Here is a 16,066-nt window from a genome sequence, read left to right as displayed (position 1 = left end):
CCCTCGCCACAAGGGCGAGGGTGACGGTGATGGGGGGATGGGATGGTCAGTCGCGACGGGATCATCGCCTGCTACATGATGGCCAACCGCATGCACGGCTCGATCTATATCGGCGTGACCAGCCATCTGATCGCGCGCGTCCATGAGCATCGGGAAGGGCGCGGGAGCCGTCACACCAGCCGATATGGATTGAAGCGATTGGTCTGGTACGAAGGCCACGAGACGATCACGGGCGCCATCCAGCGCGAGAAGTCGCTGAAACGCTATCCGCGCGACTGGAAATGCAACCTGATCGAGCGGATGAACCCCGACTGGTCTGATCTCTACAACAGCCTCGTCACCGGCGGCGTGGTCGTCCCGCCCGATCCCGACCTGTACCGCGACTGGGCACCGAGCGAACCGGCGCCGCCCAAGCCGCGCCCCCTGCCAAAGGGATGGGATCCGACGGGGGAGTGAGGCAGGGCTGGCCCCCGCGACCGTCGCTTGGGTGGGCTTCATCAGGCTCCAACCCTCCCCGTCATCCTCGCCCTTGTGGCGAGGACCCAGACACACCGTCAGCCGTCGTGAGCCCGGACGTTGATCCCGGGTTCCGAGACCGGGTGAAACTGGCGGCGCCGGGAGTCTGGGCCCTCGCCACAAGGGCGAGGGTGACGGTGAGGGGGAGGTGCGAGCGCGCGTCATGTTCAGGCCAGCGAGCCGGTGTCGGCGTCGGAGTGGACCAGCACCGTCTTGATGCCCATCTTCCGCAGTCACTCTGGACATCAGCGTCAAAACCAAACCCACCCCGTCATCCTCGCCCTTGTGGCGAGGATCCAGACACACCGACAGCGGTCGTGAGCCCGGATGTTGATCCCGGGTTCCGAGACCGGGTGAAACTGGCGGCGCCGGGAGTCTGGGCCCTCGCCACAAGGGCGAGGGTGACGGTGAGGGGGAGGTGCGAGCGCGCGTCATGTTCAGGCCAGCGAGCCGGTGTCGGCGTCGGAGTGGACCAGCACCGTCCGGATGCCCATCCGGCGCGCGGTCTTGATGATCCGAACGGCGATCTCGCCCCGGTTGGCGATGAGGATTTTGGAGAACATGGATGGTCCTTGAACGCCGTTAAACGTGGCGACAATTTGGGAAGCCGTCAGGCAAATCGATTTAGGTCTACGGGGACGCCAGCGGCGATCAACTCACGCAGCAGTTCGGTCTTCCAAGCCCCCATGGCATCTAGCGGTACATACGCGACACCGTCGTAGTCGGAAGGTCGTTCAACGTCGTCGGCCACGAGTGCGCACACGCGATCTGAACCCAACTTTCCGATGAAGAAGCCGAGTTCGAAAATCACGTTCTGCCTAGCGCGTGGTCTGCTTTCAGTTGCGGCGAGACCACCAACATCATCTGGAGTTACAACCACCACCGCGAACGTCACATCAGCCGACTCCTCTTGGAATTTGGTGATGAGAGTGCGGCCCTTATTAGGCCGGTTGTGCAGGATGATAACGTCCAGCCCAAAATTTCCGAGGTAGAGCGCTACTTCATTCTTAGAAACGTTATCGCGGCCATGAACTAAAAAGACGCGGTTGGTCGGGACGGGTCTTGGTGCGATCTCTGTAACTGGCTCTTCGATCAGGTCCGCATCGTCTAAGGCCTCAAGAATGTCCGCGTAGGACGGTATCAGGATCGCGCTCACAACCTCCCGCACGTCGTCGTCATATTTCCGATTACCGAACAGCAGATGGCCAAGTTCTAAAACTCGATCGTGTTCCTCCGCGAGGTGTCGGATCAAGCTGACCGCCAACCCCGCACTGACTTTGACATCCGTCGGCCATTGCAACTGGGCAGAACCAACCATCCCGCCCATGGAGCCTTGCACGGCAGCCAGCCATTCTTTCAGGTCTGCATGGCCCGCCAACTCATCAGCAACGGCGACGAAATCTGCACTGTTGAGCACCCGCGCCACTTTGCCGATATGGCGCGGCCACGAAGTATAGTTGGCGTCCTGGAGAGCTTCGAATGCTCCCTTGAGTTTGAGTATGGTGGCGTGCTGGACCATGTGTGACCCTACAGCGGAATGTTGTCGTGCTTCTTCCAGGGATTGTCCTGGACCTTGTTCTTCAGCGTTCTGAGCGCCTTGATCAGGCGCCGCCGGGTGCCGTGGGGCATGATGACGTCGTCGATGAAGCCGAGGTTGGCGGCGACGAAGGGGTTGGCGAAGCGGGCCTTGTATTCGGCCTCGCGCGCCGCGAGGGCCTCGGGGTCGCCGGCCTCCTTGCGGAAGATGATCTCCACCGCCCCCTTGGCGCCCATGACCGCGATCTCGGCGGTGGGCCAGGCGTAGTTGACGTCGCCGCGCAGGTGTTTGGACGACATCACGTCATAGGCGCCGCCATAGGCCTTGCGCGTGATCAGGGTCAGTTTCGGCACGGTCGCCTCGGCATAGGCGAACAGCAGCTTGGCCCCGTGTTTGATCAGGGCGCCGTACTCCTGTTTCGTGCCGGGCATGAAGCCGGGGACGTCGACCAGGGTGACGATCGGAATGCCGAAGGCGTCGCAGAAGCGGACGAACCGCGCGGCCTTCCTTGAGCTGTCGATGTCCAGAACCCCGGCCAGAATCTGGGGCTGGTTGGCGACGACGCCCACCGGCTGACCGTCCAGACGGCCGAAGCCGCAGAGGATGTTCTTTGCGAAATCCGCGCCGATCTCGAAGAAGTCGGCCTCGTCGACCGTCTTCAGGATCAGCTCCTTCATGTCATAGGGCTGGTTCGGATTGGCGGGGATCAGGGTGTCGAGGCTGGCCTCGTCCCGCTCCGGGTCGTCATAGGAGTCGCGGACAGGCGGCTTCTCGCGGTTCGACAGCGGCAGGAAGCCGATCAGGCGGCGGACCTCGGACAGGGCCTCCAGATCGTTCTCGAAGGCGCCGTCGGCCACGCCCGACTTGCCCGCATGGACCCGGGCGCCGCCCAGGTCCTCGTGGCTGACCACCTCATTGGTCACCGTCTTCACCACATCGGGGCCGGTGACGTACATGTAGGAGGTGTCCTTCACCATGAAGATGAAGTCGGTGATGGCGGGGGAATAGACGTCGCCGCCCGCGCAGGGGCCCATGATGACGCTGATCTGGGGGATGACGCCCGAGGCCAGGGTGTTCTGGAGGAAGATGTCGGCGTAGCCGCCGAGCGCCTCCACGCCCTCCTGAATCCGGGCGCCGCCGGCGTCGAACAGGCCGATGATCGGGGCGCCATTGGTCAGGGCCATCTTCTGCAGCTTGACGATCTTGGCCGCATGGGCGCCCGACAGGGAGCCGCCGAAGACGGTGAAGTCCTTGGAGAAGACATAGACCAGACGGCCGCCGATCGTGCCCCGGCCGGTGACGACGCCGTCGCCGGGGATGCGCTGTTTCTCCATGCCGAAGTCGTGGGAGCGGTGCTCCACGAACATGTCGGTCTCTTCAAACGAGCCCTCGTCCAGCAGGACCTCGATGCGTTCGCGGGCGGTCAGCTTGCCCCTGGCGTGCTGGGCGGCGATGCGCGCCTCTCCGCCGCCGAGGCGGGCCGCCGCGCGGCGCTGGTCCAGTTGTTCGAGAATGGTCTGCATGGAAATCCTACCGACGAGTAGAAAATGAATGGCGGAATGCGGTTATCGGGTCAAGGCGGGCCGGGTCATCGCGGCCTCAGACCTTCGGCGAAGCTGTCCCATAATCGTTCGGCGATGTCCTCGGGGCCCAGCTTGCCGGAGGGGGCGTACCACTGGGCGATGGAGTTCATCGCGCCGGAGATGGCGAAGGTGGACATGCGGATGTCGGCGCTGCGCAGGGAGCCGTCGCGGACCCCCTCGCGCAACAGGTCGCGAATGCGGGCGTCGACCTTGCGCTTTACGGCTCGCAGGCGGTCGCGGACCTCGGGCGCGAGCTCGACATCGGGCACCCGGTGCAGGCAGCGGCCGTGCACGGTGGTGGTGATTTCGACATATTTTTGAACGACTTGATGCAGACGCTCGCGGCCCGTCACGCCGCTGACGGCCTCGTCCTCCACCGCGTCGGAATAGGCGTCGAGCGCCAGGCTGAAACTGGCGCCCAGCAACTCCTGCTTGCCGCCGACGTGATAGTAGAGGGTCGGTTTGGAGACGCCCAGACGTTCAGCGATGTCGTCGACCGAGGTGGCGCCATAGCCATGTTCGACGAAGGCCGCAGCGGCGGCGGTCAGGATGGCCTCCCGGCGCGCCTCCGCCGCGCGCGCCCGCCCGACGGGCGGCGACGGGCTGAGGGAAGGCGTCGTCGTATCGGGGCCGGAAAAACTCTCCATGCCGGTAGGAAACAGCAGTTGGCGACCGATGACCAGCCCTGCGGCCGAACGGCGCGGGTCTGTTTCGCCGGCCCGGGCGTTGCTAGGAGCCTGCCCACTGCACACCTCAAGGACATGACCCTGTGATTCAGGATACGCCTCACGCCGCCCCGCACGCCGTCCTGCCCGAGATCGTGGTCACCGCCGCGCGCCTGCCGCCGGCGGCGGGCGACGCCGCCTTTGCGGTGATCCGGCTGGACGACGAGGCCCTGCACGGGTCGCAACGGCTGGACGAGGCGCTGCGCCAGGTTCCCGCCGTCTCCCTGTTCCGGCGCACCACCAGCCTGGCGGCCAATCCGACGACGCAGGGCCTGTCGCTGCGCGCCGTCGCGCCGTCCGGGGCCGGGCGGGCGCTGGTGACCCTGGACGGGGCGCCGCTGAACGATCCGTTCGGCGGCTGGGTGATCTGGTCCCAGGTCGCGCCGGAGAGCCTGTCCGGCCTCGACATCGTGCGCGGCGCCGGCAGCGGCCCCTATGGCGCGGGCGCCCTGACCGGGGTCGTGGCCCTGCGCGAACGCTCCGGCGAGGGCGGGGTGCTGGACCTGTCGGGCGGCGAGGACGGCGGGCGCCGGCTGTCGGCCTCGGCCGGGCTGAGCGAGGGGCGGTTCGCCGTCACGGGATCGCTGCTGCGGGAACAGTCGGACGGTTATACGCCGGTGCGCGGCGCGGCGGCGGGGGCGGCCGATACGCCGCTGGACCTGTTGACCACCAGCGCGGCGCTGAGGGCCGACATCGCCCTGGAGGCGGATGTGGCCGTATCGCTGCGGGCCTCGGCGTATGACGAGGATCGCGGCTCGGGGCTGGCCGGCGCCCGGTCCTCGGCCAGCGGCCATGCCTTGACGGCGACAGCGGCGCGGGCCCCCGGTGAGGGCCGGACCGGCTGGCGGGCGCAGGTCTGGCGGCGCGAGAGCGATCTGGCCAACAGTTCGGTCGCCGTGGCGGCGAGCCGGGCGACGACCACCCCGGCCAATGACCAGTTCGAGACCCCGGCCGTCGGCTGGGGCGGCAATCTGGCGCTCAGGCGCTCCGGGATCGACCTCGGCGGCGGACGGCTGGAGTGGGAGCTGGGCGCCGACGCCCGTTTCAATCGCGGCGAGACGCGGGAGCGGTTCCGTTACATGGCCGGCGCCTTCACCCGCAGTCGGGTCGCAGGCGGCGAGACCTCGACGGTCGGCGCCTATGTCGAAGGGGCCTGGAATGTCGGGCCGTGGCTGGTCGCCGGCGGGCTGAGGCTGGATCGATGGGAGAACACCGACGGGCGACGGCGGGAGAGTGATCGGGTGACGGGGCTTCCCACCCTGGATGAGGTCGAGCCGGACCGGTCGGGCGAGGTGACCAGCGCGCGGCTGGGCCTCAGGCGGGATCTGGGCGGCGGATGGGCGGTGCGCACGGCCGCCTATTCCGGCTTCCGGCCCGCGACCCTGAACGAGCTGCACCGGCCGTTCCGCGTGGGCAACGACCTGACCGAGGCCAATGCCGGGCTGGAGCCGGAACGGCTGCAGGGGCTGGAGGGCGGGCTGAGCTGGACGGGCGGGGTGACCACGGCGGGCCTGACCGTCTTCGCCAACCGGATCGAGGACGCCATCGTCAATGTCACCATCGGCGCCGGGCCGGGGACGTTTCCACGCGCGGGCTTTGTGCCGGCCGGCGGGGTGCTGCGCCAGAGGATGAACGCCGGGACCATCGAGGCGACGGGGGTGGAGCTGAACGCCGAACATCGGCTGGACCGGCTGACGTTCACGGGCGCCGTGTCGTACACGCGGGCCGAGGTCGACGGCGGGACAGCAGCGCCGCAGCTGACCGGCCTGCGCCCCGCCCAGGCGCCGCGCTGGAGCGCAACGGCGGGGGCCGACTGGCGGGCCAGCGAGCGGCTGACCCTGTCGGCGCGGGCCCGCTATGAGAGCGCCCGGTTCGACGATGATCTGAACAGCCGGGTGCTGGAGTCGGCGACCACGGTCGACGGCCGCGCCGAATGGCGGGTGAGGGACGGCGTCAGCCTGTATCTGGCCGGCGACAACCTGGCCGACGCCGAGGTCCCGGTCTCGGTCACCGGCGACGGGGTCGAGGGCTATGCCCCGCCTCGCACCCTGCGGGCGGGGGTGACGCTCAGCTGGTAGGAACGGTCAGCCCGGGATCGTCAGCACCGTCGAGCCGGTGGTGCGGCGGCCTTCCAGGGCACGGTGCGCGTCGGCGGCCTGATCCAGCGGGAAGGTCTGGCCTATGGGGATCCGCACGGCGCCGCTCTCGATCCGGGCGAACAGCCGGCCGGAGAGGTCGCGGCGTTCCTCCGGCGTGGCGGCATAGTCGTTCAGCGTCGGGCGGGTGACGAAGATTGACCCGGCCTTCATCAGCTCCAGCGGATCGAAGGCGGGCACGGGGCCGCTGGCGTTGCCATAGGTGACCAGCAGGCCGCGCTTCGCCACCGAGGCGAGAGACGCCGCCCAGCTGGCGGCGCCGACCCCGTCGAAGACGACGTCCACGCCACGACCGTCCGTTGCCTCGCGCACGGCGGCGGCCAGTTGATCCATGGGGACGGACAGGGCGACGTCGGCGCCGTCGGCCTTTGCCGTCGCGGCCTTCTCCGGCGTGCCGGCGTGGGCGATGACCCGGGCGCCGAGCCGTTGCAGCCACTGCACCAGAATGGCCCCGACCCCGCCCGCCGCCGCATGGACCAGCACGGTCTGGCCGGGCTGCACCCGGGCGCAGTCCTCGATCAGGAAGGCGGCGGTCATCCCCTTCAGCAGGCTGGCGGCCGCGACCGCGTCGCTGATGGCGTCGGGCAGACGGATCAGATGTTCCGGCGCGATGTCGCGCACGGTGGCGCAGGCGCCGAGCGGGCCGCTGACATAGCCGACGCGTTCGCCCGGGTTGAAGCCGCTGACGTCCGCCCCGACCGCCTCGACCACGCCAGCCGCCTCTGTCCCCATGCCCGAGGGCAGGTCAGTCGGGTAGAGGCCGGACCGGCGATAGATGTCGATGAAGTTCAGGCCGACCGCGCGGTGGCGGACCCGGACCTCGCCTGCGGCCACCGGCGGCAGGGTCAGGGCCTCGGTTTCGATCACCTCGGGTCCGCCGACAGTGCGGACGATGAGTCGATAGTCGGTCATGGCGGCGTCTCCTGCGGCGGGGGGCTGTTCCGGACTTGGGCTGTGCAACGCGGGGATCAAGACGCCGGGCGTGCGGCAGCGACCGGGCTGCGTTAACCCCGCATTAACCACTATGTCAAAATCCGGAAGATAAGCGTCTGATTTTCAGCATATTTTCATCCGACAACGGAACTGTCCACAGAGGTTGTGGATTGTTGCGATACGCCGGCTCAGAAGGAGGCGGTCTGTTGGGAAGCGAGGCGCGATCGGCGTGGCGGTCCCGAAACGAAAGACCGATCCATGTTTATCTCGATCGTCAAACCGGCGGTGGAGCCCCGGGGGCCCGACGCGGTCGCTGTGCCGGGCTCGCCCGCCATCACGGAAGCCACCCCGCGCGCCCTGCATGCGCGACTGCTGGAGAACGCCGCCCTGCGCCGTCTGCGCGGACTGGAGCGCAAACGCGCCCATCGCGAAGAGGACGCCGGTTACTGGTTCAGCGCGGCGCCGGTCGCGGTGAGGAAGGCCAGCGAGCTGAGGCTGTGCGCCGGAGGGTTCGCCAGTCTTCCCTGAGAGGGCCGCAGTCAGAAAGCCCCGCCTTATCGACTTGACGCCGCCCTGAGCCTTCGCCGCGGATTTCAGACCGCCGCCGCTGACCTTCGCGCATGCCTCTGTTCATGCGCCAGCAGCCATTGTTTGCGCTCAAGGCCCCCTGCATAGCCGGTCAGGGTCCCGTTGGCGCCGATGACGCGATGGCAGGGGACGATGACGGCCACGGGGTTGGCGCCATTGGCCAGACCCACCGCCCGCACCGCCGTGGGGCGGCCGATGGCGGCGGCCAACTGGCCATAGGTGCGGGTCTCGCCCGAGGGAATGGCGCGCAGGGCGGCCCAGACCGAACGCTGGAAGTCGGTGCCGCCGGTTGTGACGGCAAGGCTGTCGACGGCCGCCGGATCTCCCGAGAAATAGGCGGAAATGGCATCACGGACCGGTTGCGGCGCCGCTCCCGGGGTCAGGTCGAAGACGCCATAGTGGAGCCGCAGCAGACGCAGCAGGCGGGGTTCATAGTCGTGGAAGTCCAGGGCCCGGACGGCGCCGTTCCCATCGAGGACGATCAGCATCTGGCCGACCGGGCTGTCGAGCCGGTCAAGGATCAGGGCTTCAGGCGGCTTTCTGGTCATCGGTCATGTCCGTGAGATCGGCGGCCGTCAGGCCGGCGGCCTTGAGATGCAGGGCGGCATAGGCGCGCCACGGCCGCCAGAGATCGGCGCGGGGCGTCAACCGGCCGTCAAGGGCGGCCGGCAGGCGGTCGCTGGGGACGTCGTCGCCATGGTCGATCCAGTCGCCCGGCAGGCGCAGGCCGGGTCGGGCGGAGAGAAGGGGGGCAAGAACCGGATCGGCGGACAGGTCCGCAGAAATCGCCGCCGGGTCCGCCGACAGATCGAACACCCGCCTTACCCGCGCCAAAACGCCCGGCAGGATGCGGAGATCGGCCGTATCCACGATGACATCGAGACGATCGCCGCGACCGAGCGAGACCGTGACCCGGCCAGTGGCGCCGTCGGTCGCTGCGTCCAGCGCGCGGATCCAGCGCCCGTCGCTGACCTCATCCCCGCGATCGGCCAGAGCGGCGATCATGGCGGCCCAGTCATAAGGCGGGCGCCAGGGCAGGGACAGGCGAACACCCGGATCGGCGGCCGGCCGGCCGGTGTGGCGGCGCAGGGCCGAGGGCGGGCGTTTGTACAGGGTCTGGAAGGTCTCGTTGAACCGTCTCACGCTGCCGAAGCCGGAGGCCAGGGCGACCTCGGCCATCGACAGGTCGGTGTCATGGATCAGGGTCTTGGCCAACAGGACGCGGCGGGTCTGGGCCACGCTGACCGGGGCGGCGCCGAGATGCTGGCGGAACAGGCGGCGCAACTGACGTTCGCCCACCCCCAGCCGACCGGCAAGGGCGTCGACGTCGCCGTCATCAAGAGCCCCGGCCTCGATCAGGCCGAGCGCCCGGCTGACGGTGTTGGAGGTGCCCCGCCAGGCGCCCATGTCGGGTGCGGTCTCGGGCCGACAGCGCAGGCAGGCGCGGAACCCCGCCTCCTCGGCCGCCGCCGCCGTGGGATAGAAGATCATGTTCCGACGCAGGGGCGTCCGCGCCGGGCAGATGGGGCGGCAGTAGATGCCCGTGGTCTTTACTCCGCCGAAAAAACGGCCGTCGAACCGGGCGTCCCGCGTCAGGACGGCGCGATAGCAGGCGTCCTGATCCAGACTGTCGTGAAGGGCGGCGGGGGTGTCCATGACGACAACATGGGCGCGGCGGGCGCCCATGTCTCGCGGTTTTCGGACATTCAGGTGGCGGCTCAGGTCGGCCGGGCGACCGCCGCCCGGCCGGCGATCAGCCGGGTTGCCGCGGCGACGGCCTCCCAGGCTGCGGTGAAGAAGGCGACGGTGACGACCAGCATCAGGATCGTCGCCAGCGTGCCCTGGCCCTGGTGGAACATCAGCTGCACGCGCTGGATGAAGTCGTCGAGCCCGGCCGGGCGGATCAGCGGTGAGAGCGCCGAGTTGGTCATGAGCCAGACGGCGAGGCTCATACGGACGCCCGCCAGGGCCAGGTCGCCGAGGCCCGCCAGCCGGATCGCCTCGGGACGCCAGGCGCGGAACAGGCCGAACAGGATGCGGGCGGCCGCATAGGCGACGACCGGCCAGTAGGCGGCGGCGACGATCTGGTTGACGACGCCGGTATAGTCGACCCCGTCGATGGTCGCGCCGAGATCGCCGATCGTGATCGGGACGACGCGGAACAGGCCTGTCCACCACAGCAGGAAGACGAACCAGCCGATGGCGCTGGCCAGGGCGCCGGCCACAGGCGGCATCCTGCCCTGGTTCCAGTTCCTGGCGGCCGTGGAGGAGGCCGTCGAGGCCGCGCCGTCGGCGACCTTGCGGCCGAAGGATTCATGATCGAACGCGGCCCATTCGAACAGACCCAGATCCTTGACCCGCCAGTCGCGCAGGAAGGCGGGCTTTTCCTTTTGCCGCTCGATGATGAAGGCGGCGATCGTGGCCAGACCGATCAGGCTGATGGCGTTGGAGAAGGCGTCCGAGAAGGCATGGCCGATGGCCGGGCCCGCGAGCGTGTCGCCGGACAGGACGCGGATCGCCAGTCCCAGCAGGGTCAGGGCGATCATGACGCCCAGCCCGACCTTGAGGCCGAACATCCACCAGGGATAGAGCTCGGGCCCGACGACGTGCTGCGGACCCGAGCCGTAGCGGGCGGCCACGGAAAGGGGATGGCCCATGTCGCGCAGCACCGCCTCCTGTTCGTCCTCATTCAGGGGACGACCCAGCTCTTCCTCGCGGGCCTCCATCCGGTCGGCGATGGCGTCGGCGAGTTCGGCGATGATGTCGTCGCGGGCAGACTGGGGCAGCTGGGCGGCGACGGCCTTCAGATAGCGTTCGGCCAGGGTTGGGTTGGTCACGGTCATGATCGGTCCCTCCTCAAAAATCGGATGTCAGAGAATCTTGTCGAGCGAGGCGTTGATGCCGCGCCATTCGTCGGCCAGTGCGGCCAGCACGCGCTCGCCGAGGGGCGACAGGCGATAGAAGCGCTTCCTGCGTTTCTCCTCCTCGCGCCATTCGCTGGTCAGCAGGCCCTGGCTCTCCAGCCGGCGCAGGAGGGGATAGAGGGTGCTTTCCTCCATCTCGAGACCGTCGCCGGCCAGGGCCTGACGCAGGGTGTAGCCGTACCGCTCCTCGCGCAGCCGGGCGAGCACGGCCAGGACCAGCGATCCGCGCCGCAGCTCCAGCCGCATGGATTCGAAAAGTTCGCCCTCGTTCGGCATGGTCACCCTGCTCGCCACATAGTGTGTGTCGTACAGTGTATGTCGCATACTGTGTGATGCGTCAAGCGGTCGCCGGAACGTCGGGGCGAACACCGTGGCGCGGCGCCGCCGTTTCCTTTTCCCGCCAAGCCGCTAAACCCGATCCCGAAGACGATGTCGGAGGGTGGGATGCGGAAGTTCGGCCGGGCGTTTGGCGCCCTTCTGTGTATGGCGACGACAGCGGCTGCCGCGCCGGGCTGGACCCGGCAGGCGCCAGCGGCGGCCGTCGGACAGACCGCTTCCGCCGACGCCCCCCTGATCGCCGGCGCGACCTATGATCCGTCCGTACCGACCGTGGCCTCGGTGCTCGGCCATGACATCGGCGAACGCATCACCGCCCCGGCCGACCTGCGCCGCTATCTCGACGCGCTGAAGGCCCATGCGCCGGACCGGGTGGCGATCGGACCGCTGTCGGTCAGCCATGAAGGCCGTCCGGTCTTCTGGGCCGCCATCGGATCGCCCGCCAATATCGCCCGACTGGATCAGGTGCGGGCCAATGCCCGGGCCCTGGCCGATCCGCGCCGGACCAGCCGGGCCCAGGCCGCCGCCCTCATCGCCGACCAGCCGGTCATCGTCTGGCTGATGTATTCGGTGCACGGCGACGAGATCAGCCCGGCCGACGCCTCACTGGCCACCGCCTGGCATCTGCTGGCCTCGCGCGATCCGGCGGTTCAGGCCTGGATGGCCAATACGGTGGTGGTGCTGACCCCGTCGCAGAACCCGGACGGCCGCAACCGCTTCCTGAACAGCTTCAACGCCGGTCTCGGCACGGCTCCCAATCCCGATCCCCTGTCGGCCGAGCGGGACCAGCCCTGGCCCGGCGGACGCTACAATCACGACCTGTTCGACCTGAATCGCGACTGGTTCATCCAGACCCAGCCGGAGACGCGCGGCCAGACCGCCCTGATCCGCGACTGGAGGCCCCAGGTTGTGATCGACGCCCACGAAATGGGCACGGACGACAGCTTCTTCTTCCCGCCCGAGGCCCAGCCGCTGAACCCGTGGATCGCGCCCTCGACGCTGGAGAGCCGCGAAATCTTCGGCCGCAACACCGCCCGCCGCTTCGATCAGGCCGGCCAGCCCTATTTCAACCGTCAGGTCTTCGACGCCTTCTATCCGGGCTATGGCGACGGCTGGCCGGGGTATCTGGGCGCAGTGTCCATGACCTATGAGCAGGGGTCGGCGCGCGGGCTGGCCGCCCGGCGGTTGTCGGGCGAGATCCTGACCTATCGCGACACGGTGCGGAACCACACCATCGCCTCTCTGGCGACGATCGAGAGCGCCTCGGTCCATCACGACCGCCTGCTGAACGCCTTCTATGAGTATCACGCGGACGGCGTCTGGGGACGCGGCGCCTATCTGCTGGGCCGCAGCGACTGGGACCCCGGCGCGGCCGACCGTCTGGCCGGTCTGCTGGTCGCCTCGGGCATCGAGGTGGGGCGCGCAGAGGCGGGCTTTTCCGCCTGCGGCCGGTCGTATCCGGCCGGCTCCTATGTGGTGAACCTGAGCCAGCCGCAGCGGCGGATGGCCGAGGTGCTGCTGGCGAAGGACGTGGCCGTGCCCGCCGACTTCCTCGCCGAACAGGAGCGACGCCGCGCGCGGGGCCTGCCGGACGAAATCTATGATGTGACGGCCTGGTCCCTGCCGCTGTTGCTGAACACCCCGGCCGAGCGATGCGCCTCGGCGCCGACCGTGTCGGTGACGGCGGCGACAGCCGATATGAAGACCGCGACCCCGGTCGCCAACGCCGACGCCGCCTATGGCTATCTGGTCGCCCCGGGCCGGGCGGGAACGGCGCTGATGGCGGCAGCCCTGCGTCAGGGGGTGGCGATGCGGTCGATGGATCGCGGCTTCACCCACAATGGCCGTCGCTGGCCGTCGGGAACCCTGGTCGTGGCCCGCACCGGCAACGGACCGGACCTGACCCTGATCCTGCAACGGCTGGCGGCGGACACGGGCGCCGAGGTGGTGGGCATCGCCGACAGCTGGGTGTCGGAAGGCCCCAGCTTCGGCTCCGCCGAGGCCGTGGCCCTGACGGCGCCGCGCGTGGCCCTGGCCTGGGACGATCCGACCGAGCCGACGGCTGTCGGCGCCGCCCGCTATGTGCTGGAGCGGTCGCTGGGCTATCCGGTCACCGTGGTTCGCACGTCGAACCTGGGTCAGGCCGACCTGTCGGGCTTTGACGTCATCGTCCTGCCCAATGGGGGAAACTATCGCGGCGTGCTGGGCGCGGGCGGGGTGACCCACCTGAAGGAATGGACCGAGCGCGGCGGGGTGCTGATCGGTCTCGGTTCGGCGACGCGCCTGCTGACCGATCCCGCCAGCGGCCTGCTGGCCTCACGCCGCGAGACGGCGTCGGGCGCCGAAGCCGGGTCCGCCTCGGACAAGGCCCGGATCGACGGCCAGGTGATCGAGACCGAGGCGGCCTATGACAAGCTGATCCATGCCGGCGAACGGGGGCCGGACTCCGTGGCGGGGGTTCTGGCCCGGGTCGAGGTCGATCCCGAACACTGGCTGTCAGCCGGGGTGGCGCCGACCCTGAACGTGCTGGTGCGCGGCGGGGACATCTATTCGCCCCTGACCCGCGATCAGGGAACCAATGTCGCCCGCTTCCCGGCCGCCGACCGGCTGCTGGCGTCCGGCCAGCTGTGGGACCAGAACCGGCGCCAGCTGGCCTTCAAGCCGGCCATCATGGCGGCGCCCCAGGGCTCCGGCTGGGTCATCGCCTTCGCCCAGGACCCGACGTTCCGCGGCTATATGGAGGGGCTGGAGACGATCTTCGCCAACGCCGTCTTCCGGGGGGCGGCGCACGCCGGTCGCTGAGGCCGCTCCAAGCCGACGGTGGCGAAACCGCCTCTGACGCCGTAAGGGTCGGGGGTGCGCTTTGACGAACGGTTCATTGAAGAATTGAAGGCCCGCCTTCGGCCGTCCGACGTGATCGGGCGGACGGTGAAGCTCAAGCGTCAGGGACGCGAGTTTGCAGGCCTGTCGCCCTTCTCGAAAGAGAAGTCGCCGTCCTTCTTCGTCAATGACGACAAGGGCTTCTTCCACGACTTTTCGTCTGGCAAACATGGCGACATCATCTCCTTCCTGCAGGAGACGGAGCGACTGAGTTTTGTCGAGGCGGTGACCCGGCTGGCGGCCGAGGCGGGCATGACCCTGCCGGCCGAGGACCCCCAGGCGGCCGAGCGCGAGCAGAAGCGTCAGGGCCTGGCCGACTGGATGGACCTGGCCCAGAAATGGTTCGCCGCCAATCTGCGCCGCTCGGTCGGCAAGGCGGCGCGGGAATACCTCGAACGCCGCGGCCTGCCCGAGGACCAGTGGGACAAGTTCGGCCTGGGCTATGCGCCAAACGACCGCGAGGGGCTGAAACAGGCGCTGGTGCAGCGCGGGGCCAAGCCGGGCGAACTGGTCGAGGCCGGGATGCTGATCAGTCCGGAGGGCGGGGGTCAGCCCTATGACCGGTTCCGCGACCGGCTGATGTTCCCCATCCTCGACGCGCGGGGCCGGATCGTCTCGTTCGGCGGCCGGGCCATGAACCCCGACGACCGGGCCAAATATCTGAACGGGCCGGAGAGTCCGCTGTTTCACAAGGGCGCCACCCTCTACGGCCTGCCGGAGGCGAGGCGGATCCTGGGCGCCGAGAGCCGTGACCGCGCCGCCATTGTGGTGGTCGAGGGCTATATGGACGTCATCGCCTGCCAGCGCGCCGGCATCCCGGCTGTGGCTCCGATGGGCACCGCCCTGACCGAGGAACAGATGGCCCTGCTGTGGCGGGTGTCATCGGAACCGGTCCTGTGTTTCGACGGCGACGGGGCGGGGCAGAGGGCGGCCTGGCGCGCCATCGAACGCGCCCTGCCGTTGCTGAAACCGGGCAAGTCGTTCCGTTTCGCCCTGCTGGAGGGCGGGCAGGACCCCGACGACATCCTGCGCGACAAGGGGGCGCCCGCCCTGCGTCAGGCCCTGAGCGAGACCCGGCCCTTCGCCGAAATGCTGTTCCGGCGCGAGGTCGAGGTCGAGCCGCTGGATACGCCGGAACGCAAGGCTGGACTGAAGGGCCGGCTGCGTCAGGCCGCCGCCGCCGTTCAGGACAAGGACCTGGCCGAGCAGTACAGGCGGGACCTGTTCGAGCGGTTCGACGCCCTGTTCCCCTCCCGCAGCCCGCAACAGCCTCAGCCGGCGACCGGTCCAGGGGGGCGGTGGCGGGCCCGGGGCGGAGGATGGGGTCCGCTGCCCAAGCTGGGCCAGACCGTCGAGGGGGCCCAGGCCATGCAGGCCCTGACCCGCGCCATCGAGCCGGTCGCCGCCGCCCTGGCCCACGGCGCCATCGATGATCCCGAACGGATGGACGATCATCTGGAAGCGATTTCCTCGCACGGGTTCGGGGATCGGGCCCTGGACGGGCTGGCGAACGAACTGGTGCGGCTGTATCTCTCCGTGCTGGCGGACGGCGGCCAGATCGACGGGCCGGCGATGCGTCGCCTGCTGTCGCTGGCCGGGCTCGATCCGCTGGTGCACGAGGTGGAGCGGGCGGCGGCCAAGTCCGGAGCGCCGTTTCTGACGGGGCAGATCGGCCTGGCGGATTCCCGGTTGCAGTGGCAAAGAGCCCTGGCCGCCCTGGTCCATCTCTCGGCTCTGGAAGAGGCGGTCGAGATGGCGAAAGGCGGTCTGGGGGCGGGCACCGGTTCCCTGTCGCTGGTCCAGCTGATCGCCCAGAGAGATGCACTCAGGCGCTCGATCAAGTCCGGCGCCATATGGGCCGGCCCCGTGTCCTGACGGCGCCTATCAT

General features: G+C 69.0%; 13 protein-coding genes and 1 pseudogene. 5 read left to right on the top strand and 9 right to left on the bottom strand.

The annotated features are described in order from the left end of the window. Positions 1-42 precede the first annotated feature (42 nt). On the top strand, positions 43-456 hold the full coding sequence (locus ACW17W_RS14160; RefSeq protein WP_492077541.1) for a GIY-YIG nuclease family protein: 414 nt from the start codon (positions 43-45) through the stop codon (positions 454-456). A 500-nt stretch (positions 457-956) separates the two neighbouring features. On the opposite strand, the pseudogene ACW17W_RS14155 reads toward ACW17W_RS14160, so the two are convergent. The 4 genes and pseudogenes from ACW17W_RS14155 to ACW17W_RS14140 form a co-directional block, all read right to left on the bottom strand. Next, positions 957-1,079 (bottom strand): annotated as a pseudogene (locus ACW17W_RS14155) (biotin carboxylase N-terminal domain-containing protein); the annotation flags it as partial. Positions 1,080-1,126: 47 nt separating this feature from the next. After that, positions 1,127-2,035, bottom strand: a complete 909-nt coding sequence (locus tag ACW17W_RS14150; RefSeq protein WP_492077540.1) for a TIR domain-containing protein — start codon at positions 2,033-2,035, stop codon at positions 1,127-1,129. Positions 2,036-2,043: 8 nt separating this feature from the next. Continuing rightward, entirely contained in the window at positions 2,044-3,576 is a 1,533-nt protein-coding gene (locus ACW17W_RS14145) for an acyl-CoA carboxylase subunit beta (protein WP_492077539.1), read from the bottom strand. A 65-nt stretch (positions 3,577-3,641) separates the two neighbouring features. After that, positions 3,642-4,283: a TetR/AcrR family transcriptional regulator gene (locus ACW17W_RS14140; protein WP_492077538.1), complete on the bottom strand. Its 642-nt coding sequence runs from the start codon at positions 4,281-4,283 to the stop codon at positions 3,642-3,644. A gap of 122 nt (positions 4,284-4,405) precedes the next feature. On the opposite strand from ACW17W_RS14140, the gene ACW17W_RS14135 reads away from it, so the two are divergent. Continuing rightward, positions 4,406-6,439 carry a TonB-dependent receptor gene (locus ACW17W_RS14135; RefSeq protein WP_492077537.1) on the top strand — a complete coding sequence of 678 codons (2,034 nt, stop codon included), beginning with the start codon at positions 4,406-4,408 and terminating at the stop codon, positions 6,437-6,439. Between the two features lie 6 nt (positions 6,440-6,445). Here ACW17W_RS14135 and ACW17W_RS14130 read toward each other — a convergent pair whose 3' ends face one another. Then, on the bottom strand, positions 6,446-7,429 hold the full coding sequence (locus ACW17W_RS14130; RefSeq protein ID WP_492077536.1) for a quinone oxidoreductase family protein: 984 nt from the start codon (positions 7,427-7,429) through the stop codon (positions 6,446-6,448). A 279-nt stretch (positions 7,430-7,708) separates the two neighbouring features. On the opposite strand from ACW17W_RS14130, the gene ACW17W_RS14125 reads away from it, so the two are divergent. Beyond that, positions 7,709-7,978 carry a hypothetical protein gene (locus tag ACW17W_RS14125; protein ID WP_492077535.1) on the top strand — a complete coding sequence of 90 codons (270 nt, stop codon included), beginning with the start codon at positions 7,709-7,711 and terminating at the stop codon, positions 7,976-7,978. Positions 7,979-8,043: 65 nt separating this feature from the next. Here the strand turns inward: ACW17W_RS14125 and ACW17W_RS14120 are convergent, their stop codons facing one another. From ACW17W_RS14120 to ACW17W_RS14105, 4 genes are read right to left on the bottom strand one after another with little or no spacing between them, the layout of a single operon-like run. Next, positions 8,044-8,586 carry a methylated-DNA--[protein]-cysteine S-methyltransferase gene (locus ACW17W_RS14120; RefSeq protein WP_492077534.1) on the bottom strand — a complete coding sequence of 181 codons (543 nt, stop codon included), beginning with the start codon at positions 8,584-8,586 and terminating at the stop codon, positions 8,044-8,046. Further along, positions 8,567-9,724 (bottom strand): bifunctional transcriptional activator/DNA repair enzyme AdaA, encoded by a 1,158-nt coding sequence (locus ACW17W_RS14115; RefSeq protein ID WP_492077533.1) that lies wholly within the window; start codon positions 9,722-9,724, stop codon positions 8,567-8,569. Before ACW17W_RS14115 ends, ACW17W_RS14120 begins: the two co-directional genes overlap by 20 nt. A gap of 32 nt (positions 9,725-9,756) precedes the next feature. Beyond that, positions 9,757-10,881 carry an HAAS signaling domain-containing protein gene (locus ACW17W_RS14110; RefSeq protein ID WP_492077532.1) on the bottom strand — a complete coding sequence of 375 codons (1,125 nt, stop codon included), beginning with the start codon at positions 10,879-10,881 and terminating at the stop codon, positions 9,757-9,759. Positions 10,882-10,908: 27 nt separating this feature from the next. Then, complete coding sequence (locus ACW17W_RS14105; protein WP_492080325.1) at positions 10,909-11,238, bottom strand: PadR family transcriptional regulator; 330 nt, start codon at positions 11,236-11,238, stop codon at positions 10,909-10,911. A gap of 168 nt (positions 11,239-11,406) precedes the next feature. Here ACW17W_RS14105 and ACW17W_RS14100 point away from each other — a divergent pair, with 168 nt between their 5' ends. Beyond that, positions 11,407-14,100, top strand: a complete 2,694-nt coding sequence (locus ACW17W_RS14100) for a M14 family metallopeptidase (RefSeq protein ID WP_492077531.1) — start codon at positions 11,407-11,409, stop codon at positions 14,098-14,100. 54 nt (positions 14,101-14,154) lie between these two features. Further along, positions 14,155-16,053 carry a DNA primase gene (gene dnaG, locus ACW17W_RS14095; protein WP_492077530.1) on the top strand — a complete coding sequence of 633 codons (1,899 nt, stop codon included), beginning with the start codon at positions 14,155-14,157 and terminating at the stop codon, positions 16,051-16,053. The last annotated feature ends 13 nt before the right edge of the window (positions 16,054-16,066 follow it).

The sequence above is a fragment of the Brevundimonas sp. FV1ye29L genome (genome assembly GCF_058681095.1).
The sequence above is the reverse complement of the archived record's forward strand: the minus strand, read 5'-3'. Positions and strand labels throughout refer to the sequence as shown.